At 32.2% G+C, this 21,658-nt stretch carries 32 protein-coding genes; 30 read left to right on the top strand and 2 right to left on the bottom strand.

Translation table 11 applies throughout. The features are described 5' to 3' along the window. The first annotated feature begins 11 nt into the window (after nucleotides 1–11). The 20 genes from rpmD to KQH81_RS15390 all read left to right on the top strand — a co-directional run bounded on the left by rpmD (nucleotide 12) and on the right by KQH81_RS15390 (nucleotide 12,017). Nucleotides 12–191, top strand: a complete 180-nt coding sequence (gene rpmD, locus KQH81_RS15485) for a 50S ribosomal protein L30 (protein ID WP_027637836.1) — start codon at nucleotides 12–14, stop codon at nucleotides 189–191. A gap of 22 nt (nucleotides 192–213) precedes the next feature. Continuing rightward, nucleotides 214–654, top strand: a complete 441-nt coding sequence (rplO, locus tag KQH81_RS15480; protein ID WP_027637835.1) for a 50S ribosomal protein L15 — start codon at nucleotides 214–216, stop codon at nucleotides 652–654. 2 nt (nucleotides 655–656) lie between these two features. Then, nucleotides 657–1,943 (top strand): preprotein translocase subunit SecY, encoded by a 1,287-nt coding sequence (secY, locus tag KQH81_RS15475; RefSeq protein ID WP_027637834.1) that lies wholly within the window; start codon nucleotides 657–659, stop codon nucleotides 1,941–1,943. 22 nt (nucleotides 1,944–1,965) lie between these two features. Then, nucleotides 1,966–2,616 (top strand): adenylate kinase, encoded by a 651-nt coding sequence (locus tag KQH81_RS15470; protein ID WP_230028479.1) that lies wholly within the window; start codon nucleotides 1,966–1,968, stop codon nucleotides 2,614–2,616. Then, a complete protein-coding gene (gene map, locus KQH81_RS15465; RefSeq protein WP_027637832.1) occupies nucleotides 2,616–3,368 on the top strand; it encodes a type I methionyl aminopeptidase in 753 nt (250 codons plus the stop codon). The genes KQH81_RS15470 and map overlap by 1 nt, the downstream gene beginning before the upstream one ends. Before the next feature lie 59 nt (nucleotides 3,369–3,427). Then, nucleotides 3,428–3,724: a KOW domain-containing protein gene (locus KQH81_RS15460; RefSeq protein WP_074845153.1), complete on the top strand. Its 297-nt coding sequence runs from the start codon at nucleotides 3,428–3,430 to the stop codon at nucleotides 3,722–3,724. Nucleotides 3,725–3,741: 17 nt separating this feature from the next. Continuing rightward, nucleotides 3,742–3,960 carry a translation initiation factor IF-1 gene (gene infA, locus KQH81_RS15455; protein ID WP_027637830.1) on the top strand — a complete coding sequence of 73 codons (219 nt, stop codon included), beginning with the start codon at nucleotides 3,742–3,744 and terminating at the stop codon, nucleotides 3,958–3,960. 15 nt (nucleotides 3,961–3,975) lie between these two features. Further along, on the top strand, nucleotides 3,976–4,089 hold the full coding sequence (rpmJ, locus tag KQH81_RS15450; protein WP_003156543.1) for a 50S ribosomal protein L36: 114 nt from the start codon (nucleotides 3,976–3,978) through the stop codon (nucleotides 4,087–4,089). Nucleotides 4,090–4,242: 153 nt separating this feature from the next. After that, nucleotides 4,243–4,608 carry a 30S ribosomal protein S13 gene (gene rpsM / locus KQH81_RS15445; protein ID WP_027637829.1) on the top strand — a complete coding sequence of 122 codons (366 nt, stop codon included), beginning with the start codon at nucleotides 4,243–4,245 and terminating at the stop codon, nucleotides 4,606–4,608. A gap of 18 nt (nucleotides 4,609–4,626) precedes the next feature. Next, the gene (gene rpsK / locus KQH81_RS15440) at nucleotides 4,627–5,022 is read left to right on the top strand and encodes a 30S ribosomal protein S11 (protein ID WP_027637828.1); all 396 of its coding nucleotides are present in this window, start codon (nucleotides 4,627–4,629) and stop codon (nucleotides 5,020–5,022) included. 27 nt (nucleotides 5,023–5,049) lie between these two features. Then, the gene (gene rpsD, locus KQH81_RS15435) at nucleotides 5,050–5,670 is read left to right on the top strand and encodes a 30S ribosomal protein S4 (RefSeq protein ID WP_027637827.1); all 621 of its coding nucleotides are present in this window, start codon (nucleotides 5,050–5,052) and stop codon (nucleotides 5,668–5,670) included. Nucleotides 5,671–5,776: 106 nt separating this feature from the next. Beyond that, nucleotides 5,777–6,724 carry a DNA-directed RNA polymerase subunit alpha gene (locus KQH81_RS15430; protein ID WP_027637826.1) on the top strand — a complete coding sequence of 316 codons (948 nt, stop codon included), beginning with the start codon at nucleotides 5,777–5,779 and terminating at the stop codon, nucleotides 6,722–6,724. Between the two features lie 12 nt (nucleotides 6,725–6,736). Then, the gene (gene rplQ / locus KQH81_RS15425; RefSeq protein ID WP_027637825.1) at nucleotides 6,737–7,078 is read left to right on the top strand and encodes a 50S ribosomal protein L17; all 342 of its coding nucleotides are present in this window, start codon (nucleotides 6,737–6,739) and stop codon (nucleotides 7,076–7,078) included. Between the two features lie 259 nt (nucleotides 7,079–7,337). After that, nucleotides 7,338–8,171 carry an energy-coupling factor transporter ATPase gene (locus tag KQH81_RS15420; protein ID WP_407647353.1) on the top strand — a complete coding sequence of 278 codons (834 nt, stop codon included), beginning with the start codon at nucleotides 7,338–7,340 and terminating at the stop codon, nucleotides 8,169–8,171. After that, entirely contained in the window at nucleotides 8,156–9,004 is an 849-nt protein-coding gene (locus tag KQH81_RS15415; protein ID WP_074845155.1) for an energy-coupling factor transporter ATPase, read from the top strand. The genes KQH81_RS15420 and KQH81_RS15415 overlap by 16 nt, the downstream gene beginning before the upstream one ends. Before the next feature lie 45 nt (nucleotides 9,005–9,049). Next, the gene (locus KQH81_RS15410; RefSeq protein ID WP_022788120.1) at nucleotides 9,050–9,853 is read left to right on the top strand and encodes an energy-coupling factor transporter transmembrane component T family protein; all 804 of its coding nucleotides are present in this window, start codon (nucleotides 9,050–9,052) and stop codon (nucleotides 9,851–9,853) included. Nucleotides 9,854–9,880: 27 nt separating this feature from the next. Continuing rightward, nucleotides 9,881–10,615 (top strand): tRNA pseudouridine(38-40) synthase TruA, encoded by a 735-nt coding sequence (truA, locus tag KQH81_RS15405; protein WP_027637822.1) that lies wholly within the window; start codon nucleotides 9,881–9,883, stop codon nucleotides 10,613–10,615. A gap of 155 nt (nucleotides 10,616–10,770) precedes the next feature. Next, complete coding sequence (gene rplM, locus KQH81_RS15400; protein WP_027637821.1) at nucleotides 10,771–11,205, top strand: 50S ribosomal protein L13; 435 nt, start codon at nucleotides 10,771–10,773, stop codon at nucleotides 11,203–11,205. Nucleotides 11,206–11,226: 21 nt separating this feature from the next. Next, nucleotides 11,227–11,619, top strand: a complete 393-nt coding sequence (rpsI, locus tag KQH81_RS15395; RefSeq protein ID WP_027637820.1) for a 30S ribosomal protein S9 — start codon at nucleotides 11,227–11,229, stop codon at nucleotides 11,617–11,619. A gap of 110 nt (nucleotides 11,620–11,729) precedes the next feature. Then, nucleotides 11,730–12,017, top strand: coding sequence for a peptidoglycan-binding domain-containing protein (locus tag KQH81_RS15390; protein ID WP_027637819.1), 288 nt, complete (start codon nucleotides 11,730–11,732; stop codon nucleotides 12,015–12,017). A gap of 65 nt (nucleotides 12,018–12,082) precedes the next feature. Here the strand turns inward: KQH81_RS15390 and KQH81_RS17655 are convergent, their stop codons facing one another. Together KQH81_RS17655 and KQH81_RS15385 are read right to left on the bottom strand one after the other, a co-directional pair. Continuing rightward, nucleotides 12,083–12,208, bottom strand: a complete 126-nt coding sequence (locus KQH81_RS17655; RefSeq protein ID WP_268254211.1) for a hypothetical protein — start codon at nucleotides 12,206–12,208, stop codon at nucleotides 12,083–12,085. Further along, nucleotides 12,201–12,677 (bottom strand): DUF2691 family protein, encoded by a 477-nt coding sequence (locus KQH81_RS15385; protein ID WP_099336068.1) that lies wholly within the window; start codon nucleotides 12,675–12,677, stop codon nucleotides 12,201–12,203. The genes KQH81_RS17655 and KQH81_RS15385 overlap by 8 nt, the downstream gene beginning before the upstream one ends. A gap of 208 nt (nucleotides 12,678–12,885) precedes the next feature. Here KQH81_RS15385 and KQH81_RS15380 point away from each other — a divergent pair, with 208 nt between their 5' ends. The 10 genes from KQH81_RS15380 (at nucleotide 12,886) to cwlD (ending at nucleotide 21,624) form a co-directional block, all read left to right on the top strand. Next, a complete protein-coding gene (locus tag KQH81_RS15380; RefSeq protein WP_074845164.1) occupies nucleotides 12,886–13,335 on the top strand; it encodes a hypothetical protein in 450 nt (149 codons plus the stop codon). A 173-nt stretch (nucleotides 13,336–13,508) separates the two neighbouring features. Continuing rightward, on the top strand, nucleotides 13,509–14,792 hold the full coding sequence (locus KQH81_RS15375) for a GNAT family N-acetyltransferase (RefSeq protein ID WP_230028478.1): 1,284 nt from the start codon (nucleotides 13,509–13,511) through the stop codon (nucleotides 14,790–14,792). A 56-nt stretch (nucleotides 14,793–14,848) separates the two neighbouring features. Continuing rightward, nucleotides 14,849–15,328, top strand: a complete 480-nt coding sequence (locus KQH81_RS15370) for a GNAT family N-acetyltransferase (protein ID WP_230028477.1) — start codon at nucleotides 14,849–14,851, stop codon at nucleotides 15,326–15,328. 4 nt (nucleotides 15,329–15,332) lie between these two features. Further along, nucleotides 15,333–16,055, top strand: coding sequence for a carbon-nitrogen hydrolase family protein (locus KQH81_RS15365; protein ID WP_099336071.1), 723 nt, complete (start codon nucleotides 15,333–15,335; stop codon nucleotides 16,053–16,055). Between the two features lie 47 nt (nucleotides 16,056–16,102). Then, nucleotides 16,103–16,579: a flavodoxin family protein gene (locus KQH81_RS15360; RefSeq protein ID WP_027637815.1), complete on the top strand. Its 477-nt coding sequence runs from the start codon at nucleotides 16,103–16,105 to the stop codon at nucleotides 16,577–16,579. A gap of 136 nt (nucleotides 16,580–16,715) precedes the next feature. Continuing rightward, nucleotides 16,716–17,222 (top strand): hypothetical protein, encoded by a 507-nt coding sequence (locus KQH81_RS15355; RefSeq protein ID WP_027637814.1) that lies wholly within the window; start codon nucleotides 16,716–16,718, stop codon nucleotides 17,220–17,222. Further along, entirely contained in the window at nucleotides 17,215–18,108 is an 894-nt protein-coding gene (locus KQH81_RS15350; RefSeq protein WP_230028476.1) for an ABC transporter ATP-binding protein, read from the top strand. Before KQH81_RS15355 ends, KQH81_RS15350 begins: the two co-directional genes overlap by 8 nt. Beyond that, nucleotides 18,095–18,883, top strand: a complete 789-nt coding sequence (locus tag KQH81_RS15345) for an ABC transporter permease subunit (protein WP_099336072.1) — start codon at nucleotides 18,095–18,097, stop codon at nucleotides 18,881–18,883. The genes KQH81_RS15350 and KQH81_RS15345 overlap by 14 nt, the downstream gene beginning before the upstream one ends. 334 nt (nucleotides 18,884–19,217) lie before the next feature. Beyond that, a complete protein-coding gene (locus tag KQH81_RS15340) occupies nucleotides 19,218–20,831 on the top strand; it encodes a Na/Pi cotransporter family protein (RefSeq protein WP_230028474.1) in 1,614 nt (537 codons plus the stop codon). Between the two features lie 106 nt (nucleotides 20,832–20,937). Then, nucleotides 20,938–21,624: an N-acetylmuramoyl-L-alanine amidase CwlD gene (cwlD, locus tag KQH81_RS15335; RefSeq protein WP_027637810.1), complete on the top strand. Its 687-nt coding sequence runs from the start codon at nucleotides 20,938–20,940 to the stop codon at nucleotides 21,622–21,624. Nucleotides 21,625–21,658: the final 34 nt, after the last annotated feature.

The following is a 21,658-nucleotide window of genomic DNA, read 5'->3' as shown; positions in this document are numbered from 1 at the left end:
AGGGGATTGCCTTGGCTAAAATGAAAATAACATTAGTTAAGAGCTTAATAGGTAGAAAGAAGGACCATATCGCTACTGCTAATGCTCTAGGACTAAGAAAAATTGGAACAGTAAAAGAGCATGAGGGTACTCCTCAAGTTATGGGTATGATAAAGAAAATTGATTACCTACTAAAGGTAGAAGAAATATAATTAACGAGGAGGTGCAAGATAGATGAAACTTCATGAGTTAAAACCAGCAGCAGGAAGCAGAAAAGCTCCTAAGAGAATCGGTAGAGGTACAGGTTCAGGATTAGGAAGAAACGCTGGTAAAGGTGAAAAAGGACAGAATGCTAGAAGTGGTGGCGGAGTAAGACCAGGATTTGAAGGAGGTCAGATGCCATTATTCAGAAGACTTCCAAAGAGAGGATTTACTAACATATTTGCTAAAGAATATGTTGCTATCAATGTAGATAGATTAAATGTTTTTGAAAATGGAACAGAAGTTACACCAGAATTACTGCTAGAAAAGAGAATAATCAGTAAAGTAAAAGACGGAGTTAAGATTTTAGGAAATGGAAACTTAGAAAAGAGCTTAACTGTTAAGGCTTCAAAATTCTCTAAATCAGCAGCTGAAAAGATTGAAACAGCTGGAGGAAAAGTTGAGGTGGTATAAAAATGCTATCAACCCTACGTAACGCCTGGAAAATTCCAGAACTAAGAAAAAGAATTTTATACACCATATTTTTAGTGATGGTTCTAAGAATGGGAAACTTTATTCCGGTTCCTGGAGTCAACATAGCAGCTTTATCTGCAAGTATGGGACAGTCTGGAACACTAATAAATTTTTATGACTTAATATCCGGAGGTGCCTTTAGCGGATTTAGTATCTTTGCATTGGCTGTATCACCATACATCAATGCATCGATTATAATGCAGCTTCTTACAATAGCTATTCCAAAGTTGGAACAGCTATCTAAGGAAGGCGAAGACGGAAGAAAGAAAATACAAAACATAACAAGATATATATCAATACCTATATCAATTATAATGGCATATGCATCTTATATGTATATTTATAATCAAGGAGTTGTTACTGATAGTTCATTCCTTGGAGTTATGTTAATCTTAGTTCCTCTTATTGCAGGAAGTACATTCTTAATGTGGTTAGGGGATCAGATTACAGTAAAAGGTATTGGAAACGGACTTTCTTTGATAATCTTTGTAAATATAATTTCTAGATTTCCAACTCTAGTAAATCAAATTATAAAGTCTCAAGAAACCGGAGCTGTTACTGGAGTAGCAGTAGCAATGCTATTAGTAGTATCATTAGCTATCTTGTTGTCAATAATATATATGACATTAGCAGAAAGAAGGATTCACGTTCAGTACGCTGGAAAAGCTGTTGGAAATAAGACTTATAAAGGTCAAACAACCCATATTCCAATAAGCATAATCGGATCTGCTGTTATAGCAATAATATTTGCTATGTCAGTACTTCAATTTGTTCCAGTAATTACTCAATTATTCTTCTCAAAAACTTCTTTCTATGCATTTATTAATTCGAATAGTCCGTGGAATATATTCAGTACCAACACATGGTCACATGCAGTTGTTTATGCAATATTAGTTATATTCTTCACTTGGTTTTATTCACAAATTACATTTAAACCAGAAGAGATGGCTGAAAACATGCATAAGTCTGCTGGATTTATACCAGGTATAAGACCAGGAAAACAAACTGAATTATATTTAGAGAAGATATTAAATAAAGTGTCTGTAATAGGTGGAATATATGCGTCAATCATAGCACTTTTCCCTATAATAATATCGGCACATACGCCATTTAAGGGTATTCAATTTGGAGGTACAATGTTCTTAATTATGGTCAGTGTATCGTTAGAAACTGTAAGACAAATTGAATCTCAATTAGTAATGCGTCATTATCAAGGATTCCTTAAATAGAATATAATGGAGATGATGCAAAATGAGAATAGTTTTATTAGGTCCTCCAGGAGCAGGAAAAGGAACGCAAGCTAAGTCAATTAGCAATAAATATTCTATACCGCATATATCTACAGGTGATATTTTTAGAAAGAATATTTCTGAAAAAACACCTTTAGGAATAGAAGCTAAGGGATATATTGACAAAGGTCACTTAGTACCAGATTCATTAACTATAGATTTAGTTAAAGATACTTTAAGCCAAGAGTTCTGCGAAAATGGATTTTTACTAGATGGATTTCCAAGAACAGTAGCTCAGGCTGAAGCATTAAAAGAATTTTTAAAGGAAAATGGAACAGATCTTGATGTAGCACTTTTAATAGATGTACCTCAAAACTTCATTCTTGAAAGAATGACTGGAAGAAGAGTGTGCACATCATGTGGAGCAAGTTATCATATAAAATTCAATCCACCATCTGTTGATGGAAAGTGCGATGTATGTGGTAATGATGTAGTCCAAAGAAAAGATGATACAGAAGCAACTGTAAAAGAGAGATTGGATGTTTATGATAGCCAAACTCAACCTTTAATAAACTATTATGATGCTGAAGGACTCTTAAAGACTGTAGATGGTACTAAGGCAATCAATGAAGTTTTTGAAAGTATCTGCAATATTCTAGGAAGCGATAAGTAATGATTATATTAAAAAATAATCATGAAATTGAGTGCATGAGAGCCGCAGGACATATAGTCGGCGAAACTCTTTTAAAACTTGAAGAGGTTATATCACCAGGTATGACTTCCGCAGAGATAGATAGATTAGCAGAAGAATTTATAACTAAGCAGGGAGCAAGGCCGTCCTTTAAGGGATATGGAGGTTTTCCAGGGTCAATATGTGCATCTATTAATGAAACTGTGGTTCATGGCATCCCAAGTAATGACGTAATCTTAAAAGAAGGAGACATAATCAGTATTGATTGTGGAGCTTGCTTTAATGGGTTTCATGGAGATGCCGCAAGGACCTTCCTAGTTGGAAAGGTCTCAAATGATGCTAAGCAACTTGTAAAAGTTACTGAAGAAAGTTTTTTTAAAGGTGTAGAAAAGGCTATAATAGGAAATAGGATAACCGATATAGGTCATGAAATCCAGACTTTTGTTGAGACTCATGGATATTCTGTTGTAAGAGATTATGTGGGTCATGGAATAGGAAGGAGTCTTCATGAAGATCCTGCAGTTCCTAACTTTGGTAGACCTTGTAGGGGACCAAAAATAGTCGAAGGAATGGTATTAGCAATTGAACCGATGGTAAACAAAGGTCAGCATTACGTAAGGACTAAAAGAGATGGATGGACTGTAGTAACTACAGATGGAAGTCTCTCAGCTCATTATGAGAATACTGTTGCTATTTTACCAAATGGTCCTGAGATTTTAACATTAATAAAATAAAAACCCAAGTTTAGCGATGCTTAGTTATAAATTCATATCGGCTAAAGCTGAGTTAATTTATGACTAAGGTAATCATTGAGGTGAAAAATTTGCAAGACAATGACTTGTTAGGTAAAGTTGTAATTTCTAAAGCAGGCAGAGACACAGGTGATTACTACATTGTCATAGAGCAAATAGATGATAACTATGTATTACTTGCTGACGGAAGGTTAAAAACAATAGAAAAGCCTAAAAAGAAAAAACTAAAACATTTAAAAATGACTGATGTTTTGGCAACAGATATAAGAGAATACATAATGTCTAATAAACGAATCTTAGATGTTATGATAAAAAAGTTTTTAGAAGGCATTGTTTAAGGAGGTTTGATTACCTTATGTCTAAAGATGATGTTATAGAAATGCAAGGTATAGTTTTAGAAGCTCTACCTAATGCAATGTTTCAAGTAGAACTTGAAAGTGGGCATAAAATATTAGCTCACATATCAGGTAAGTTAAGAATGAACTTCATAAGGATTCTACCAGGAGATAAAGTTACTGTGGAGCTTTCTCCATATGATTTGACTCGTGGAAGAATTACTTGGAGAGCGAAGTAATAAGGAGGGTTAGCCATGAAAGTAAGACCGTCAGTTAAGCCTATTTGCGAAAAGTGCAAGGTTATAAGAAGAAAAGGAAAAGTAATGGTTATCTGTGAAAACCCAAAGCACAAGCAAAAACAAGGCTAATATAAAAAAAGATATAACCGTTAGTAGATTTTAGGTAAGGCTGACAATAGAGTAACCGCTACGCTCTATTGACCTAAGATTTGAAATAAATTCATTAAAACCACTAGATAAAGTTAAACAAGACATTTCAATTACCAGGAGGTGTAAATTTTAATGGCAAGAATAGCAGGCGTAGACCTACCAAAAGAAAAAAGAGTAGAAATAGGTCTAACATATATATTTGGAATAGGATTACCTACTTCTAGAAAAATTCTTGAAGCTACTGGAGTAAATCCAGACGTTAGAGTTAAGGATTTAAGTGAAGAAGAAGTTAATGCTATAAGAGATTACGTAAAGAACCTTAAAGTTGAAGGTGATCTTAGAAGAGAAGTAGCTCTTAATATCAAGAGATTAGTAGAAATCGGATGTTACAGAGGTATGAGACATAGAAGAGGTCTTCCAGTAAGAGGACAAAGAACTAAGACTAATGCTAGAACTAGAAAAGGTCCTAAGAAGACTATAGCAGGTAAGAAGAAGTAATAGTTAGGAGGTAAGACAATGGCAGCTCAAAAGGTTAAAAAGACCAGAAGAAGAAAAGAGAGAAAGAATGTTGAGCACGGTGCAGCACACATAAAGTCAACTTTCAATAACTCAATAGTTACTTTAACTGATGCAGCAGGAAATGCTTTATCATGGTCTAGTGCGGGAGCATTGGGATTCAGAGGATCAAGAAAAAGTACTCCATTTGCTGCACAAATGGCAGCTGAAACATCAGCTAAAGCAGCTATGGAACACGGTTTAAAGAGTGTTGAGGTATATGTAAAAGGACCAGGAGCAGGAAGAGAAGCAGCAATCAGATCTCTACAAGCAGCAGGTCTAGAAGTTACTCTAATAAAGGACGTAACTCCAATACCACATAACGGATGTAGACCACCAAAGAGAAGAAGAGTTTAATTTTTAGTTAACAGGAGGTGTAATTTAATGGCAAGATATACTGGAGCAAGCTGCAAACTTTGCAGAAGAGAAGGTATGAAGTTGTTCTTAAAAGGTGATAGATGTTATACAGATAAATGTGCATTTGCTAGAAGAAGCTATGCGCCAGGACAACACGGACAAAACAGAAAGAAAGTATCTAACTACGGAATGCAGTTAAGAGAAAAACAAAAAGCTAGAAGAATATATGGTGTTCTTGAAAAGCAATTCAGATGCTACTATGAAAAAGCTGATAAGCAAAGAGGAATCACTGGTGAAAACTTATTAAGACTTTTAGAAATGAGACTTGATAATGTTGTTTACAGACTAGGATATGGTGCATCAAGATCAGAAGCTAGACAATTAGTAACACACGGACATTTCTTAGTAAATGGTAAGAAGGTTGATATCGCTTCTTACAATGTAAATGTCAACGATGTTATAAGTGTTTGTGAGAAAAGCAGAGCTACTGAAAAATTCAAGGTATTTGCTGAGAATCCAAAGACTTTACCAAAGTGGTTAGAAGCTAACGTTGAAAACTTTGAAGGTAAAGTAGTAGCACAACCTGCTAGAGAAGACATAGATTCTCCAATAAACGAGACATTAATCGTCGAGTTATACAGCAGATAATAGCTTTTAAAATAATTGTGGTAGAAGTTTATTTCTACCATAATTATATGAAATCAGTTGCCCTCATAAAATAATATGCCAGTTTAAATATAAGGAGGGTTTGTAGATGTTAGAAATAGAAAAGCCAAAAATAGAATGTGTAGAAGTTAGCGAAGACGGAAGCTATGGTAAATTTGTTGTAGAACCTCTTGAGAGGGGTTATGGTATAACATTAGGAAATGCTTTAAGAAGAATATTGCTTTCCTCATTGCCAGGTGTTGCAGCAACTTCTGTAAAAATAGATGGGGTTTTACATGAACTTTCAACTGTTCAAGGTGTTAAGGAAGATGTTACAGAGATAATCTTAAACATTAAAGCTTTAGCTCTTACAATGACAGGAGAAGGTCCAAAGACTATTTATATTGATGCTCAAGGACCAGGAGAGGTTACTGGTGCTGATATAAAGACAGATGGAGATATTGAGGTTATTAATAAGGACCTACATATAGCTACTCTAGATACAGATGGTAAGCTATATATGGAGATTACTATTAATAATGGTAGAGGCTATGTAAGCCAAACTAGAAATAAGACAGATGATCTTCCAATATCATCAATAGCTGTAGATTCTATATACACTCCAGTAAAGAGGGTAAACTTTACTGTAGAAAACACAAGAGTAGGTCAAATTAGTGATTATGACAAATTGATATTAGAAATTTGGACTAATGGAACTATTAAGACTGAAGAAGCTATCAGTTTATCAGCTAAAATACTTATAGAGCATTTCAAACTATTCATGACTCTTACAGATCATGCTAACGATGTTGAGATAATGATCGAAAAAGAGGAAGATAAGAAAGAAAAAGCCTTAGAAATGACCATAGAAGAACTTGATTTATCAGTAAGATCTTACAACTGTTTAAAGAGAGCTGGTATAAATACAGTTCAGGAGCTTGCTCAAAGATCTATGGATGACATGATGAAGGTAAGAAATTTAGGTAAGAAATCCCTTGAAGAAGTGGAAAGAAAACTTAAAGAATTAGGCTTAGGCTTAAGACTAAACGATGAGTAAGGAGGTAAATCTATGGCAGTACAACGTAAATTAGGACGCCCAACTGATCAAAGAATAGCTATGTTAAGAAACCTTGTTACTAGCTTCTTAAAGAACGGTAAAATAGAGACTACTGAAACTAGAGCTAAGGAAACAAGAAGATTAGCTGAAAAAATGATAACTCTTGCAAAAGCAGGAGATCTTCACTCAAGAAGACAAGTGCTTTCTTTCGTAACTGAAGAAGCAGTTGTTAAGAGATTATTTGATGAAGTTGCTCCAAAGTATGCTGAAAGAAACGGTGGATATACTAGAATGTACAAAGTAGGTCCAAGAAGAGGCGACGGAGCAGAAGTAGTTATACTTGAATTAGTATAATAAATTCTTTTACATCAGGGATTAAGTTTAAGACTTAGTCCCTATTTTAATATATATATATAAAATTATAAAAAATTATAAAAATTTAAACGGTTATTTATACCGCTTAACTTGAATTAAAATGGAATATTATTTATAATAGGAAAGGTAATGAAATTTTTCTAGAACATAGGTAAAATAAGCTTTCATAAAGGCTTTACACTATGACGATATTCACTACACATTTGGATAATTTTTGGAGGAAATCCTAATGGATACTATGATTAAAAGTGAAAATTTAACATATAAATACTTTCATGAAGATGAAAATGAGGAAAAGTTCGCTGTTAATGGGGTAAATCTTAATGTAGATCGAGGTGAGTTTTTAGTTATACTAGGTCATAACGGATCAGGAAAGTCTACTATAGCAAAACTAATGAACGCACTTCTTTTACCAAGCAGTGGAACTATTTATATAAATGGAATGGATTCGAAAGATAGCGATAATCTTTGGAATATAAGAAGTAGCGCAGGTATGGTGTTTCAGAATCCTGATAACCAGCTTGTTGCAACTATAGTTGAAGAGGACGTTGCTTTTGGACCAGAAAATTTAGGGGTTGACCCTAAAGAGATAAGACAAAGAGTGGACAGCAGTCTAAAGAAAGTAGGAATGTATGAGTATAGAAGGCACGCTCCACATCTTTTATCTGGTGGGCAAAAGCAAAGGGTGGCTATAGCAGGAATACTTGCTATGAGACCAAAATGCATTGTATTAGATGAACCTACAGCAATGCTAGACCCTTCAGGAAGAAAAGAAGTTATAAAGACTATAAAAGAGCTGAATAAAGAATATGGGATAACTATAGTCCTTATTACTCACTATATGGAAGAGGCTGTAGAAGCTGATAGAATAATAGTTATGGATGATGGAAAAGTACTTATGGAAGGAAAACCTAGAGATGTGTTTTCTAAAGTAAGGGAAATGAAGAAAATAGGACTAGACGTACCACAGGTAACAGAGCTAGCCTATGAATTAAAGAAAAGTGGTATTGATGTCAGTGAAAAAATATTAACTATAAATGAGATGGTGAATGCATTATGTCAATTAAAATAAGTAACTTAACACATGTATATATGCCAGGATCACCTTTTGAGAAAAAGGCGTTAGACGATGTTTCTCTAGAGATTAATGATGGACAGTTTGTTGCACTTATAGGTCATACTGGTTCAGGAAAATCCACATTAATACAACATATGAATGGGCTTCTTAAGCCAACCAGTGGAGAGATTATTGTTGATGATAAAAATATAACTAATAAAGAAATAAAACTAAGTGATGTTAGAAAAAAAGTTGGTATCGTATTTCAATATCCTGAGTATCAATTATTTGAGGAAACAATAGAAAAGGATATTGAATTTGGTCCTAGAAATTTAGGTCTTTCTGATGAGGAAATCTCAGTAAGAGTAAAGAAAGCCATGAAAATGGTTGGATTAGACTTTGAAACTTACAAAGATAAATCTCCATTTGAATTAAGCGGAGGTCAAAAGAGAAGAGTAGCTATAGCTGGAGTTGTAGCTATGGAACCAAAAGTGCTTATATTAGATGAACCTACAGCTGGATTAGATCCAAAAGGAAGAGATGAGATATTAGGCCAAATCAAGAAACTTCATGATGAATACAATATGACAATAATTTTGGTTTCCCACAGCATGGAGGACGTAGCACGAGTTGCAGATAGAATTCTTGTAATGAATAAGGGAAAATGTGTTCTTGATGGAAAGCCTTATGAGGTATTTAAAGAAATTGATACATTAGAGAATATAGGTCTTGCTGCACCTCAGATTACTTATTTAGTGAGAGAACTGAGGAATAGAGGTTTTAACATAAATGATGATATATTTACAGTAGAGGATGCTAAGAAAGCTATTCTTAAAATACTAAATTAAGAATAGGTTCTAGCCAAAGTTTGATTAGGACGGAGGAAGAGAAAAATGATAAAGGATATAACAATAGGACAATACGTTCCGGGAGATTCCTTTATACATAAATTAGATCCAAGAACAAAGATACTTATATCTATACTATTTATTGTAGATATCTTTTTAATCAAAAGTTTTTGGGGATATTTATTTGTAGTATTATTTATTGGTGCAATATTATATGTTTCAAAATTGTCTCCTAAATATCTGTTTAAGGGGCTAAAAGCTATATTTGTACTAGTTTTGATTACCGCTATATTGAACGTTTTTATGATAAAAGGTGAGACTTTGATATATAAGTGGGGATTTTTGGAGGTTTATAGAGAAGGGCTTAGAACAGCAGGATTTATGATATTAAGACTTATATTCCTTATATCAGGTACATCACTTCTTACACTTACAACATCACCTATAGAGCTTACAGACGGTATAGAGAAGCTACTAAATCCATTTAAAAAGATAGGTCTTCCTGCGCATGAGTTAGCTATGATGATGACTATAGCATTAAGATTCATACCAACTTTAATGGATGAAACTGATAAGATAATGAAGGCTCAAATGGCAAGAGGAGCAGATTTTGAAAGTGGTGGAATTATACAAAAGGCAAAGAGCCTTATACCTCTTTTAGTACCACTATTTATATCTTCCTTTAGAAGAGCAGATGAACTTGCAAATGCTATGGAAGCGAGATGCTATAGAGGCGGAGAAGGAAGAACTAGAATGAAGATTTTAAAAATGGAAACTAGAGATACTGTTGCATTTATTCTATTTGCAGTGTTTGCAATAGCTTCAATAGGAATAAAATACGTAGTTTAAATTAAGATAAAAGTTGAAGGTGAAAAGATGAAAAATGTTAAGCTAACATTGGAGTATGACGGTACTAATTATGCTGGCTGGCAGAAACAAAATAACGCTTTGACTGTAGAAGGAGAACTTTTAAAAGCCATAAAGCGAGTTACTGGTGAAGATGTTAAGACTATAGGGTGTAGCAGAACTGATTCAGGAGTACATGCAGAGAACTATATAGTAAATTTTTATACAGAGAGCACAATTCCTGGAGAAAAGTTTATGTTTCCTTTAAACAATGCTTTGCCGAAAGATATATGTATCACCAATTCAGAAGAAGTGGATTTAGAATTCCACGCTAGATATTACACAAAACAGAAGACTTATTGCTATACCATATTAAATAAAGAAGAGCCAAGTGTTCTTTATAGGAATTACTCCTATAGAGTTAGAGAAAAACTTGATTTAGAAGCCATGAAGAAAGCATGCACATACTTTTTAGGGACTCATGACTTTGAAGCTTTTAAGACTCAAGGAAGCTCAACTACATCTTCTATAAGAACTCTTTACGATGTACATATAGAGAATCAAGGGGATATGATAAAAATATATGCCACAGGTGATGGATTTTTATACAATATGGTTAGAATAATGGTAGGGCTTCTAATAGAAATAGGAAGAGGGAAGAAGAATCCCGAAATAGTATTAAAAGCCATAGAATCAAAAAATAGAACATACACTAAGAAAGTAGCGCCGCCACAAGGATTGATACTTAAAAAAGTATTTTATTAAAATGCTAAGAATATGTTGACACGCCCGGCTAGATGTAATATAATAGTTTTGTTTGATAAGTGTGTCATCGTGTAATAGATTCACGAGATTTTGAATCTTAACATAAATGGATACTGACGAAAAAAACTTAATGTATAGTTCAGGGAGGGAAAAACATGAAATCATACATTGCTAAACCACAAGAGGTTGAAAGAAAATGGTATGTAGTTGACGCAGCAGGAAAGCCACTAGGAAGAGTTGCTAGCCAAGTTGCATCAATATTAAGAGGAAAACATAAGCCAACATTTACACCAAATGTTGACACAGGAGACTTCGTAATAATAATAAACGCTGAGAAGGTAGTTTTAACTGGAAAGAAATTAGACCAAAAAATGTTAAGACATCACTCTTTCTATCCAGGTGGATTAAAAGAGACTTCTTACAGAGTAGCATTAGACAAGAAGCCTGAGTTCGTATTTGAAGAGGCTGTAAGAAGAATGCTTCCAACAGGAGTTTTAGGAAGAAAAATGCTTAAGAAGCTTAAGGTTTATAGAGGCGCTGAGCACAATCACGCAGCACAGAATCCAGAAGTACTTGAGTTAAAGTACTAGTAGCTGAGAGGAGGAATTGAGATGGCTAAGGTTCAATATATGGGAACTGGTAGAAGAAAGAAATCTATCGCTAGAGTAATACTTGTACCAGGAGAAGGTAAAGTAACAATAAATAAGAGAGATATAGAAAATTATCTTGGATTAGAAACTTTAAGAGTTGTAGTTAATCAACCATTAGTTTTAACAGGAACTAAGGACAAATTTGACGTTATAGTTAATGTTAATGGTGGTGGATTCACAGGTCAAGCAGGAGCTATAAGACACGGAATAGCTAGAGCTTTATTAAAAGCTGACGAAAGCTTAAGACCAGAATTAAAGAAAGCTGGTTTCTTAACTAGAGACCCAAGAATGAAGGAAAGAAAGAAATACGGTCTTAAAAAGGCTAGAAGAGCTCCACAGTTCTCAAAGAGATAGTATTTGGAGTTATACAAATCCCACAAACTCAGTGTTTGTGGGATTTTTTTATATAAAATGAGAGTAAATTTAAGTCATTACTAATAGGGAAAAGTACTTGGGTAGAGAATTTGCAACAAGAGTGCAATAATCAAGGATATTCCAATCAAAAAGTGGATGGGTATCCAGGACCTAATACATTAGATGGGTGCCCATTAATCAAACATGGTGCTAGTGGAAATATAACAAAACTTCTTCAACAAAGGTTAATAAGTCTAGGCTATAGTATTTCTTATGGATCAGATGGAATTTATGGATATGAAACTAAGAATGCTGTAATGAGATTTCAAGAAGATAATAATCTTAGTGCAGATGGTATTGTTGGAAGAAATACTTGGAGAGCATTAATTGGATTATAAAATTTATTTAATCAAATATGCTAAAAGGATTGTTCCTAATATCATCATGTGTTAAATAATGGACATTAAAAAAATTCTAAATTGTAAAGTTCATACGAAATTGGATTAAGAATTGTAAGTATTGGATTACCTATAAGATTTGAAAAATCAAAATAAACTCCTATATTTTCATCTTTTATAAATTTAAGCATATACAGCATAAGGATTGCTTCTAATATCATCATCTGTTAAATAACGGACCTTAGAAAAATTATTTTTTATAGCGTTTTTATATATTTCTTCTAATAATATAGCGTTTTTACATAATATAGTAGTATATACAGAATCATATATATCTATTACTATTTCACAATTGCTATTTAAAAATTTATCATACTTACCAACATGTTCATATGTTTTATCTTTAGGGAAAGCATTGAATCCAGCGAAAATTAGATAATAATCTGAATTTTTTATAGTAGAATAAAAAGTTTCTCCGTCAATAAAATGTATATTGTTAAAAAGTAAATCATTTACTAATTTACCGTCGTTACCTATTAGATGAATATCATTAGAAAAAATTTCCCAATTGTAAAGCTCACATGAAATTGGATTAAGAATTGTAAGTAGTGGATTGTCTACAAGATTTGAGAAATCAAAATAAATTCCTATATTTTTCATATATAGTACCTCCTTATTTTCATAATTATAACTTATAAATTAAAATGAGTCAAAATGTAAAGTATGTAAAAAAACAACATATATTATATTTTTTAAAAGTTTATATTAAATATATAATAATTTCCAAAGCTAATTTACTAATATATAGATATTTATGTTAGTATTTATATATTAGTAAATCAACTTATTAATGAAATGGGGGGAATATATGAATAAAAAAATAATTAAAAAGATTGTTTTATTATCTTTAGTAATTATTATGATAATATTTTTATTTAAAATATTTATTCCTAGTTATTACACATATAATAATGAAAAATTGAGGATATCCTTAAAATTACCTAATTATTGGAGAAATAGATGTATATTTAAAGAAGAGAATGATTCAATATATTCTTATTACATTTCTAAGGAATCTAATAAAAAAGCTTTACTTTTTGCAATTGTTAAGTTAGATTCAAATGATAATCCTATTGATGGAGAAATATATGACTCAATAGGAAGAGATATAATATTTCATATAAATGGAAATAGATATAGAGTGGGGGGAACAACAGATGTGGGTTTTCCTAATGATAATATTGAATATCAAAATTATATTAAAATGAAATCACAGATTTCTGAAATAGTAAAAACAATGGAGATTTCATCTAACTAATAAAGTTGATATAGTTCATTATTAGAAAATATAAGCAAGTAAGACACAAGTGGCAAATTATCTGATAGGTCTTTAAAATTAAGAATTAATGAGAAAAATCTATAAGATATAATTAACTTATAATGTGAATTTATTACTGATTCGTAAATAACCATAAGAAAAGGGGGAGAAAAATGAAGACATTAGAAACTAATAGGCTACTACTTCGTAGATGGAGAGAAGAAGATGCAGAGGATGTCTATGAGTATGCAAAGAGTAGTAATGTTGGACCAAGAGCAGGATGGAAACCTCATGAGAATTTGGAGGAGACTAAAGGTATACTGAAGATGTTTATAGAACAAGATGAGACGTGGGCTATAGTTTTAAAGGAAACTAACAAAGTTATTGGTTCTTTGGGCATGCATAAAGCTGAAGTTCATTATGAAAAGACTCTAGGTTATGTTCTTGGGGAAGCATATTGGGGACAAGGACTTATAAAAGAAGCAGCTATTGCAGCTATGAGATATATGTTTGATGAAGAAGGAATTACGCAAATTTCAGTATATCATTTTCCTTTTAATAATCAGTCAAAACGAGTCATTGAAAAAATAGGGTTCCGCTATACAGGAATAAAAAAAGAATCAACAAAAATCTATGATGGCAGTGTATACGATGATGTATGCTACATGATAACAAAGGATGAGTTCTTTAACCGTTATGTTGGAGATGAGGATAGGTATAAAAAGCTGATTGGTGAGCTTCATAAAATGATGAAGGGCTATATACCAGAAGAGGAATGGATGGACTATGCCATGGATTCTGATCAAAATAAGGGGGTATCTGTTCCTGATATGGAGAAAGTCTATGAAGGAAAGACACAAATAGAATTGAAAATGGATTTTGAGAATGTCATTTGTAATAATGATTTTCAAAGGATAATTGAGAATCGAAGAAGTCACAGAAGATTTAGTAAAGAATCCATATCTGTGGATGAATTATCTTATTTATTGTGGATTAGTCAAGGGTATGAAAATAATTTGAGATTGAGAAATGTACCTAGTGCAGGTGCAATGCATCCTTTTGAAACGTATATATTTGTAAAAAATGTAGAGGGATTAGAAAGAGGATTGTATACTTACCATGTATCTACTCATAGCCTTATTTTCTTAAGGGATATTGAGAACATGGAGGAACAACTTACGAGAGCAACCTATGGTCAGGAATTTTTCGGCACTGCACCAGTATCAATTATATGGAGTGTTATACCATACCGCTCAGAATGGAGATATTTAAATAAGGCAGCAAAATATGCTTTACTTGATGCAGGACATGTATGCCAAAACTTATATTTAGGTGCTACGGCAATGGAGTGTGGCGTATGTGCCATAGGCTGTTATAATCAAGATATGTGTGATAAAATGCTAGGCATTGGAAATGAAGAGTTTACAGTTTATATGGTAGCTGTAGGTAAGGTTTAGAATAGAGATAACTTTTATATAGACTTAAGAATTAACTTAAAAGGGGGACAATAAATATGACTACGGAATTAGAATTTAGAAGCGCAGAAGAGAAAGATGTAGCTACAATTCTAAATTTTATAAAGCAGTTAGCCACCTATGAGAAGCTGGAGAATGAAGTGGTTGCTACAGAGGAATTATTAAAAGAGTGGATTTTTGAAAAGAAAAGAGCAGAAGTACTTTTAGCTGTAGCAGATGGGAAAGAAGTAGGTATGGCTCTGTTTTTTCATAACTTTTCAACATTTCTAGGAAGAGCTGGAATCTATCTAGAAGATTTAGTTGTTTTACCGGAATATCGAGGGCGTGGATATGGAAAAGCTATTTTAAAGAAACTGGCACAGATAACTGTAGAAAGAGGATGTGGAAGGCTTGAGTGGTCATGCCTTGATTGGAATAAGCCAAGTATAGATTTTTATTTATCATTAGGAGCTGTGTCGATGAATGGATGGACTATTTATAGGCTTACAGGAGAAACTCTTAATACCATAGGAGAATAGTATTATGAAAATTGGATTGGTATCATCAAAAAATAGAGATAATGATATAGAATTTAATGTAAATGAGATAAAGAGATATGTAAGAGAAAATAGAGACGTAGATTTATTATGTTTTGGAGAATCTTTTTTGCAAGGATTTGAAGGTTTATGTTGGACCTATGAGAAAGATTATAAAAGAGCTTTTAGTAAGGATGATGAGGTAATAAAGGAATTAAGAAAGTTAGCTAGAGATTACAAAACAGCATTATCATTTGGCTTTATAGAAAAGTATGAGAAAAATATATATAGTAGCAATATGGTAATAGATTCGAATGGTGATATAATTGATATATTTAAGAGAGTATCAAAAGGATGGAAAGAAGCGATAGCCACAGAAGAATATAAAGAGGGAACAGGTTTTCATAGTTTTATACTGAATAGTAAGCTGTTTGTAACTGCTATATGTGGAGACTTATGGCATGATGATCTTCTAGAGAAAATAGATGAAATAAGCGCTGATATTATGTTATGGCCATTATATATAGATTATTCTATAGAACAGTGGAATAGTGAAGCGTTATATGAATATCAAGAGAGAGTTAAGGGTATCAAATGCCCTGTAATGATGATTAATAGTTTTGTGGATTTGCCTGATAGAGCTAATGGTGGATGTTATGTATTTTTAAATGGATCAGTTGATCAATTGCTTCCCATGGGGAATATTGGAGTTTTAAAGGTAGAAATTTAATAATACAGATTGAAAATACTTAAATAGATTAAGGAGATGTGAGGAATATGAAAACTGCAGTAATTTATTATTCTTTAGAGGGAAACACTGAGTTTATAGCAAAGAAAATTGCAGAAAAGACTCAAGGTGATATGATTAAACTTGTACCAGATAAAGACTATCCTACAGGAAAGATAAGCAAATTTTTCTGGGGTGGAAAAAGTGTGATGTTTGGAGAAAAACCTAAGCTTAAAAATACACCTATAGATATTGAGAGTTATGATAGGATATTTATAGGAACTCCTATATGGGCAGGAAAGTTTACTCCTCCAATAAATACTTTTTTAAATACATGTAAAATTAGAGGGAAAGATATTATACTTTTTGCTTGTCATGGAGGCGGGGGAGCAGATAAGTGCTTTAATAAGATGAAGGATATTTTGAAAGATAATAATATAATAGGAACTTATGATTTTGTAGATCCATTCTTTCACAACGTAGAGGACTGGGATGCGAAAGTAGAAAAAATAATTGTGAGTAAATAAGATAAATTTTCAAGATAAAATTAGTAATAACAGGTAAGACTGCAACTTAAAATATAAAAAGTGCACCTTACCTGTTTTTATATTGAGAGAATTTTAGAAGATATATATAATAAAATCAAAGAGGAAGGAGATATCCATGAAGATAGTTTGTGAATATTTAGAGAATGGAGAAGAAATGATGGATAAGCTTAAAAGATATATAAAAACTGAAGCAGATGTTGAAATATTTTCTTGTGTGCATGGAATTTCATTGATATTTATATATGGATTTTTATTATGGATATTGGGGATTAACTCAGTCCCATTTACTGTGATATTCCAAATGTTTTTGCTCGGTTATGCTATTTCATGGTTTCAAAAGTGCCTCTTTTTAAGAGAGAAAATTTATAAAAAGAGAGAGTATAAAATAAGAATAGTACTATGGATAGTAGGACCAGTATTCATGATGATAATATGTCAGTATATTTTTCATTGGTTTATTAAAACTCCATATTATGTAGCTTTGATTTATGATGCAGTTATGTTGAGCTATTTTATAATGTTATATTTCTTCATAGAAATATTTTATAAGAAAGATACTTTTGAATTAAATAAGATGCTGTCAAGCTATAAAAATAATATAGGAGATGTGATAGATGAGTAATGTTATTGAGGTAAGGAATCTTACTAAAAAGTATGGTAAATCAAGAGGAGTTATAAAGCTGAATTTAAATGTAGAGAAAAATGATTTTTTTGGGTTTATAGGACCGAATGGAGCAGGAAAGAGCACAACTATTCGTACGATTTTAGGTCTTATAAAACCTACTTTAGGGACAGCAGAGGTTTTTGGTATGGATTCTTTAAAATTTAGAGATAAAATTCTACGAGAAGTTGGATATATGCCTTCAGAGGCTATGTTTTACAATGGTATGAAAGTAGAAGAAATAATAAATTTTTCAGCAAGACTTCGAAATGAAAATTGTACTAAAGAGGTTAAAATATTATGTGACAGACTTCAGCTGGATTTAAAGAAAAGGGTTGAAGAACTTTCACTAGGAAATAGGAAAAAGGTATCTATAATATGTGCTCTTCAGCACAAACCTAAGCTTTATATTTTAGATGAACCCACAAGTGGACTTGATCCGCTTATGCAAAAGGAGTTCTTTTCTTTGCTTAAGGAAAGGCAAAAAGAAGGAGCTACTATATTTTTATCATCTCACATACTATCAGAGATACAGCATTACTGCACTAAAGCTGCTATAATAAGAGAAGGTCGTCTTATTGTTCAAGATTCTGTAGAATCATTTATAGGAAAGGCTACAAAACAAGTAAATATTCATGGAATCACACACCTTCCAGATATTAAAGAAATTAAAAAGGCAGAAATAAGTGGTGATTCAGTAAGTTTCATATATGACGGGGAAATTAAGAATCTAATTTCAGCTTTAAGCGGATTAGATATAAAGGATATGACTATAACAGAGCCAGATTTAGAAACAATATTTATGGATATCTACAAAACCGGAGGTGAAGCAAATGACAATATTTAGTCATGAGATAAAGCAAAATAGAAAGATGCTTATAATATGGAGCCTTAGTGTTGGACTACTTATGGTGACATGTATGATGCTGTATCCTCAAATGCAGAGTCAGATGGAAGACATAAATAAGATGTACAGTTCCATGGGAAGTTTTTCAGAAGCCTTTGGAATGGATAAACTTAATTTTGGAACTGTAATGGGCTTTTATGGGATTGAATGTGGAAATATACTAGGTATAGGAGGAGCTTTTTTTGCAGCTATGGTAGGCATATCAATGCTATCAAAAGAAGAGAGCGGTCACACTGCAGAGTTTCTTCTAACTCATGGAGTAAGTCGTAAAAGGATTGTATCAGAAAAACTTTTGGCAGTCTTAACGATTATAGTGGTTTTTAACGCCATATGCATAGGACTTTCAGCGATATCATTTAAATTCATCGGTGAAGAAATTGCTACGAAAGAATTTTTATTATTTCATTTAGCTCAGTTTATAATGCAATGTGAGTTAGCTTTTATATGTTATGGCATATCGTCCTATATAAAAAGAGGTGGCAATGGAATAGGGATAGGTATAGCATCTTTAGGATATTTCTTAAATATAATATTAAATATAAGTGATAAGGCACAGTGGCTGAAATATGTAACTCCTTTTGCATATTCTGATGCGGCTGATATATTATCGAAAGCTGAAATCAAATGGGATTTAATTGGCATAGGAATATTTTACGCTATAGCGGGAGCTGCCATAGGATTTTGGCAATATTGTAAGAAAGATATAGTAAGCTAGAAGCTATAAGAGTAAGTTATATAAATTATTATTTTTCAACGGGAAATTTTAAATTTCTCGTTTATTTTTTGTATTATATTTTAGAATTACAAAACTAAATCTAGGTCTGTTAAAAAATTAAAATAAAATAAAAAATATCTTTGCAAAATTTAAATAAAAATTCGTATTTGTAGGTAAAATAAACATATATATATACTATATATTAGAACATATGACCTTTTTCTTAAGACTTATATTAAGTTTAGGTTAAAAAACTGAAAAATATCTTAACATATGTTAAGAAATAATATAATATGTTTTTTGGGTAATAGAAAATATTGTGGAGGAATATATTTTGGATAATTTGGATATGATAATAGGATTAATTGGGGGATTAGGTTTATTTCTTTATGGAATGAAGTTAATGGGAGATGGATTAGAAAATGCAGCTGGAGACAGTTTAAAGTCTCTCTTAGAAAAAGTAACTTCAAATCCAATAATGGCTGTATTAATCGGAGCTATAGTAACTGCTGTTATACAAAGTAGTAGTGCTACAACTGTTATGGTAGTAGGTTTTGTTAATGCTGGACTTATGAATTTATATCAAGCTGCTGGAATTATAATGGGAGCAAATATTGGTACTACAATAACAGCACAATTAATTTCATTTAAGCTAGATGGAATAGCACCTATATTTGTAGCTTTAGGAGTTGCAATAGTTATGTTCTCCAAAGCTAAAAAACGTAAAGAGATTGGAAACATAATACTTGGATTCGGTATACTTTTCATGGGTATGGGAATAATGTCTAGTGCTATGAAGCCAATAGCTGAGTCACCTTTATTTAAAGAATTTATTATAGCTATAGGGAATAATTGGGCGCTTGGTCTTTTAGCAGGACTTGCTATGACTGCAGTATTGCAGAGCTCATCTGCAACTACTAGTATAATAGTAGCTTTAGCAACTACAGGTTCTATAACTATGAAGGTAGCACTTCCTGTTATCTTCGGATGTAATATAGGAACTTGCGTAACTGCTTTATTATCAAGTATAGGAACAAATAAAACTGCAAGGAAAGCAGCGCTTATACATCTTATATTTAATGTGCTAGGAACTATTATCTTTATACCTCTTATGGGAATATTGATAAATATAGTAGAATCTATGAGTCCTGGAGATGTTAAGAGACAAATTGCAAATGCACATACTATCTTTAATATAACAAATACAATAATAATGATACCATTAATAAAAATATTAATAGATGTAGTAAATAAAATACTACCAGGCGAAGATGAAGTTGAAAAAGTTGGAGCAACATACATAGATGATAGATTTTTAGAGACGCCTGTTATAGCTAGTGGTCAGGTTATAAAAGAGACTATAAGAATGGCAAATAAAGCAAAAGAAAATCTTGAACTTTCAGTAACTGCTTTTATGACTAATGACGATGAGCTTATAACTAAGGTTTATAACAATGAACAAATTATAAATACTCTAGAACATGAAATAACAAACTACTTAGTAAAACTTGCAAAAACAGATCTATCTGATAAGGAAAAAGGAATAGTAGCATCTACTTTTCATATTATAAATGATATAGAGAGAGTAGGAGACCATGCTAAGAATATAGTAGAACTAGCTTCGGAAAAGATTTCAAAGAGATTTTCTTATAGTGAGGATGCTCAGCAGGAGTTAATGGATATGTACAATTACACATTAGATTCATTAACTGCAGCTATAGAAAGCTATGAATCATCAAATATTAAGAAAGCAGAAACAGTTAGAAAGCTTGAAGAAAGAATAGATATACTAGAAAAAGAATTGAGATCTCACCATATTAAGAGATTGAATGATGGACAATGTAATGCAATATCAGGAGCGGTATTCTTAGATCTTATAAGTAACTTTGAGAGAATAGGAGATCATGCTACTAACATTGCAGAAAGTGTATTAAATAACGCTGTATAGATTTTAAGGAGTGTCAGTTTAAACTGACGCTCCTTATATTTTTTTGAACATGTGGATAAACTACTTTCATGAGTTTAAGAGTAGTTAAGGAGGATAAAACATGAATATGCATTTATGCAAGAAAAATATTTTAATAATTATAATGGCGTTTTTGGTAGTGTTTCCAATAAATATGATTTCAGTAAAAGCTGATGAAAATCAAAAGTGTATTTTGATAGATCCAGGACATGGTGGAAAAGACGGTGGAGCTAAATCGAAAAATGGAACAAGTGAAAAAGATATTAATTTATCTATAAGCAAAAAATTAAGACAGATATTAGAAGATAATGGATACAAAGTATTTCTTACAAGAGAAGATGATGTGAATCTTAAAAGTGAAAAAATTAAAACAAGTAAATTTAAGATATCTGATTTAACTAGAAGATGCGAGTTAAAAGAAGAGACAAAATGTGATATGTTTATAAGTATTCACTTAAATATGTATACAGATTCAAAGCCTAAAGGAGCTCAAGTATGGTATTCAACTTATGAAAAAAGCAAAATTTTAGCTGAGGCTATTCAAAACAGTTTTAAAGAAAACTTAGATAGTAGTAATAAAAGGCTTCCTAAGGCCGCTGGAGAGCACTATAAGATCCTTAGGGACAAATATCAAGGGCCAGCTGTAATTGTTGAATGTGGTTTTTTATCAAATCCCCAAGAGGAACAACTTCTTAAAGATGAGGCATATCAACAAAAAATTGCAGAAAGTATAGCGAAAGCTGTTAAGAAATATTATGAACTAGAAAATAAATAGATTTCCTAGGAAATAATAAATAAAATGTGGAAAA

The sequence above is a fragment of the Clostridium cadaveris genome, from assembly GCF_020911725.1.
In the GTDB taxonomy this organism is placed as follows: domain Bacteria; phylum Bacillota; class Clostridia; order Clostridiales; family Clostridiaceae; genus Clostridium_X; species Clostridium_X cadaveris.
The sequence above is the reverse complement of the archived record's forward strand: the minus strand, read 5'-3'. Positions and strand labels throughout refer to the sequence as shown.

Excerpts from the sequence above, each read along its gene's own strand:
- rplO (WP_027637835.1), top strand. The coding sequence starts at position 214 with ATGAAACTTCATGAGTTAAAACCAGCAGCAGGAAGCAGAAAAGCTCCT.
- secY (WP_027637834.1), top strand. The coding sequence starts at position 657 with ATGCTATCAACCCTACGTAACGCCTGGAAAATTCCAGAACTAAGAAAA.
- KQH81_RS15470 (WP_230028479.1), top strand. The coding sequence starts at position 1,966 with ATGAGAATAGTTTTATTAGGTCCTCCAGGAGCAGGAAAAGGAACGCAA.
- map (WP_027637832.1), top strand. The coding sequence starts at position 2,616 with ATGATTATATTAAAAAATAATCATGAAATTGAGTGCATGAGAGCCGCA.
- KQH81_RS15460 (WP_074845153.1), top strand. The coding sequence starts at position 3,428 with ATGACTAAGGTAATCATTGAGGTGAAAAATTTGCAAGACAATGACTTG.
- infA (WP_027637830.1), top strand. The coding sequence starts at position 3,742 with ATGTCTAAAGATGATGTTATAGAAATGCAAGGTATAGTTTTAGAAGCT.
- rpmJ (WP_003156543.1), top strand. The coding sequence starts at position 3,976 with ATGAAAGTAAGACCGTCAGTTAAGCCTATTTGCGAAAAGTGCAAGGTT.
- rpsM (WP_027637829.1), top strand. The coding sequence starts at position 4,243 with ATGGCAAGAATAGCAGGCGTAGACCTACCAAAAGAAAAAAGAGTAGAA.
- rpsK (WP_027637828.1), top strand. The coding sequence starts at position 4,627 with ATGGCAGCTCAAAAGGTTAAAAAGACCAGAAGAAGAAAAGAGAGAAAG.
- rpsD (WP_027637827.1), top strand. The coding sequence starts at position 5,050 with ATGGCAAGATATACTGGAGCAAGCTGCAAACTTTGCAGAAGAGAAGGT.
- KQH81_RS15430 (WP_027637826.1), top strand. The coding sequence starts at position 5,777 with ATGTTAGAAATAGAAAAGCCAAAAATAGAATGTGTAGAAGTTAGCGAA.
- rplQ (WP_027637825.1), top strand. The coding sequence starts at position 6,737 with ATGGCAGTACAACGTAAATTAGGACGCCCAACTGATCAAAGAATAGCT.
- KQH81_RS15420 (WP_407647353.1), top strand. The coding sequence starts at position 7,338 with ATGATTAAAAGTGAAAATTTAACATATAAATACTTTCATGAAGATGAA.
- KQH81_RS15415 (WP_074845155.1), top strand. The coding sequence starts at position 8,156 with ATGTCAATTAAAATAAGTAACTTAACACATGTATATATGCCAGGATCA.
- KQH81_RS15410 (WP_022788120.1), top strand. The coding sequence starts at position 9,050 with ATGATAAAGGATATAACAATAGGACAATACGTTCCGGGAGATTCCTTT.
- truA (WP_027637822.1), top strand. The coding sequence starts at position 9,881 with ATGAAAAATGTTAAGCTAACATTGGAGTATGACGGTACTAATTATGCT.
- rplM (WP_027637821.1), top strand. The coding sequence starts at position 10,771 with ATGAAATCATACATTGCTAAACCACAAGAGGTTGAAAGAAAATGGTAT.
- rpsI (WP_027637820.1), top strand. The coding sequence starts at position 11,227 with ATGGCTAAGGTTCAATATATGGGAACTGGTAGAAGAAAGAAATCTATC.
- KQH81_RS17655 (WP_268254211.1), bottom strand. The coding sequence starts at position 12,208 with ATGCTTAAATTTATAAAAGATGAAAATATAGGAGTTTATTTTGATTTT.
- KQH81_RS15385 (WP_099336068.1), bottom strand. The coding sequence starts at position 12,677 with ATGAAAAATATAGGAATTTATTTTGATTTCTCAAATCTTGTAGACAAT.
- KQH81_RS15380 (WP_074845164.1), top strand. The coding sequence starts at position 12,886 with ATGAATAAAAAAATAATTAAAAAGATTGTTTTATTATCTTTAGTAATT.
- KQH81_RS15375 (WP_230028478.1), top strand. The coding sequence starts at position 13,509 with ATGAAGACATTAGAAACTAATAGGCTACTACTTCGTAGATGGAGAGAA.
- KQH81_RS15370 (WP_230028477.1), top strand. The coding sequence starts at position 14,849 with ATGACTACGGAATTAGAATTTAGAAGCGCAGAAGAGAAAGATGTAGCT.
- KQH81_RS15365 (WP_099336071.1), top strand. The coding sequence starts at position 15,333 with ATGAAAATTGGATTGGTATCATCAAAAAATAGAGATAATGATATAGAA.
- KQH81_RS15360 (WP_027637815.1), top strand. The coding sequence starts at position 16,103 with ATGAAAACTGCAGTAATTTATTATTCTTTAGAGGGAAACACTGAGTTT.
- KQH81_RS15355 (WP_027637814.1), top strand. The coding sequence starts at position 16,716 with ATGAAGATAGTTTGTGAATATTTAGAGAATGGAGAAGAAATGATGGAT.
- KQH81_RS15350 (WP_230028476.1), top strand. The coding sequence starts at position 17,215 with ATGAGTAATGTTATTGAGGTAAGGAATCTTACTAAAAAGTATGGTAAA.
- KQH81_RS15345 (WP_099336072.1), top strand. The coding sequence starts at position 18,095 with ATGACAATATTTAGTCATGAGATAAAGCAAAATAGAAAGATGCTTATA.
- cwlD (WP_027637810.1), top strand. The coding sequence starts at position 20,938 with ATGCATTTATGCAAGAAAAATATTTTAATAATTATAATGGCGTTTTTG.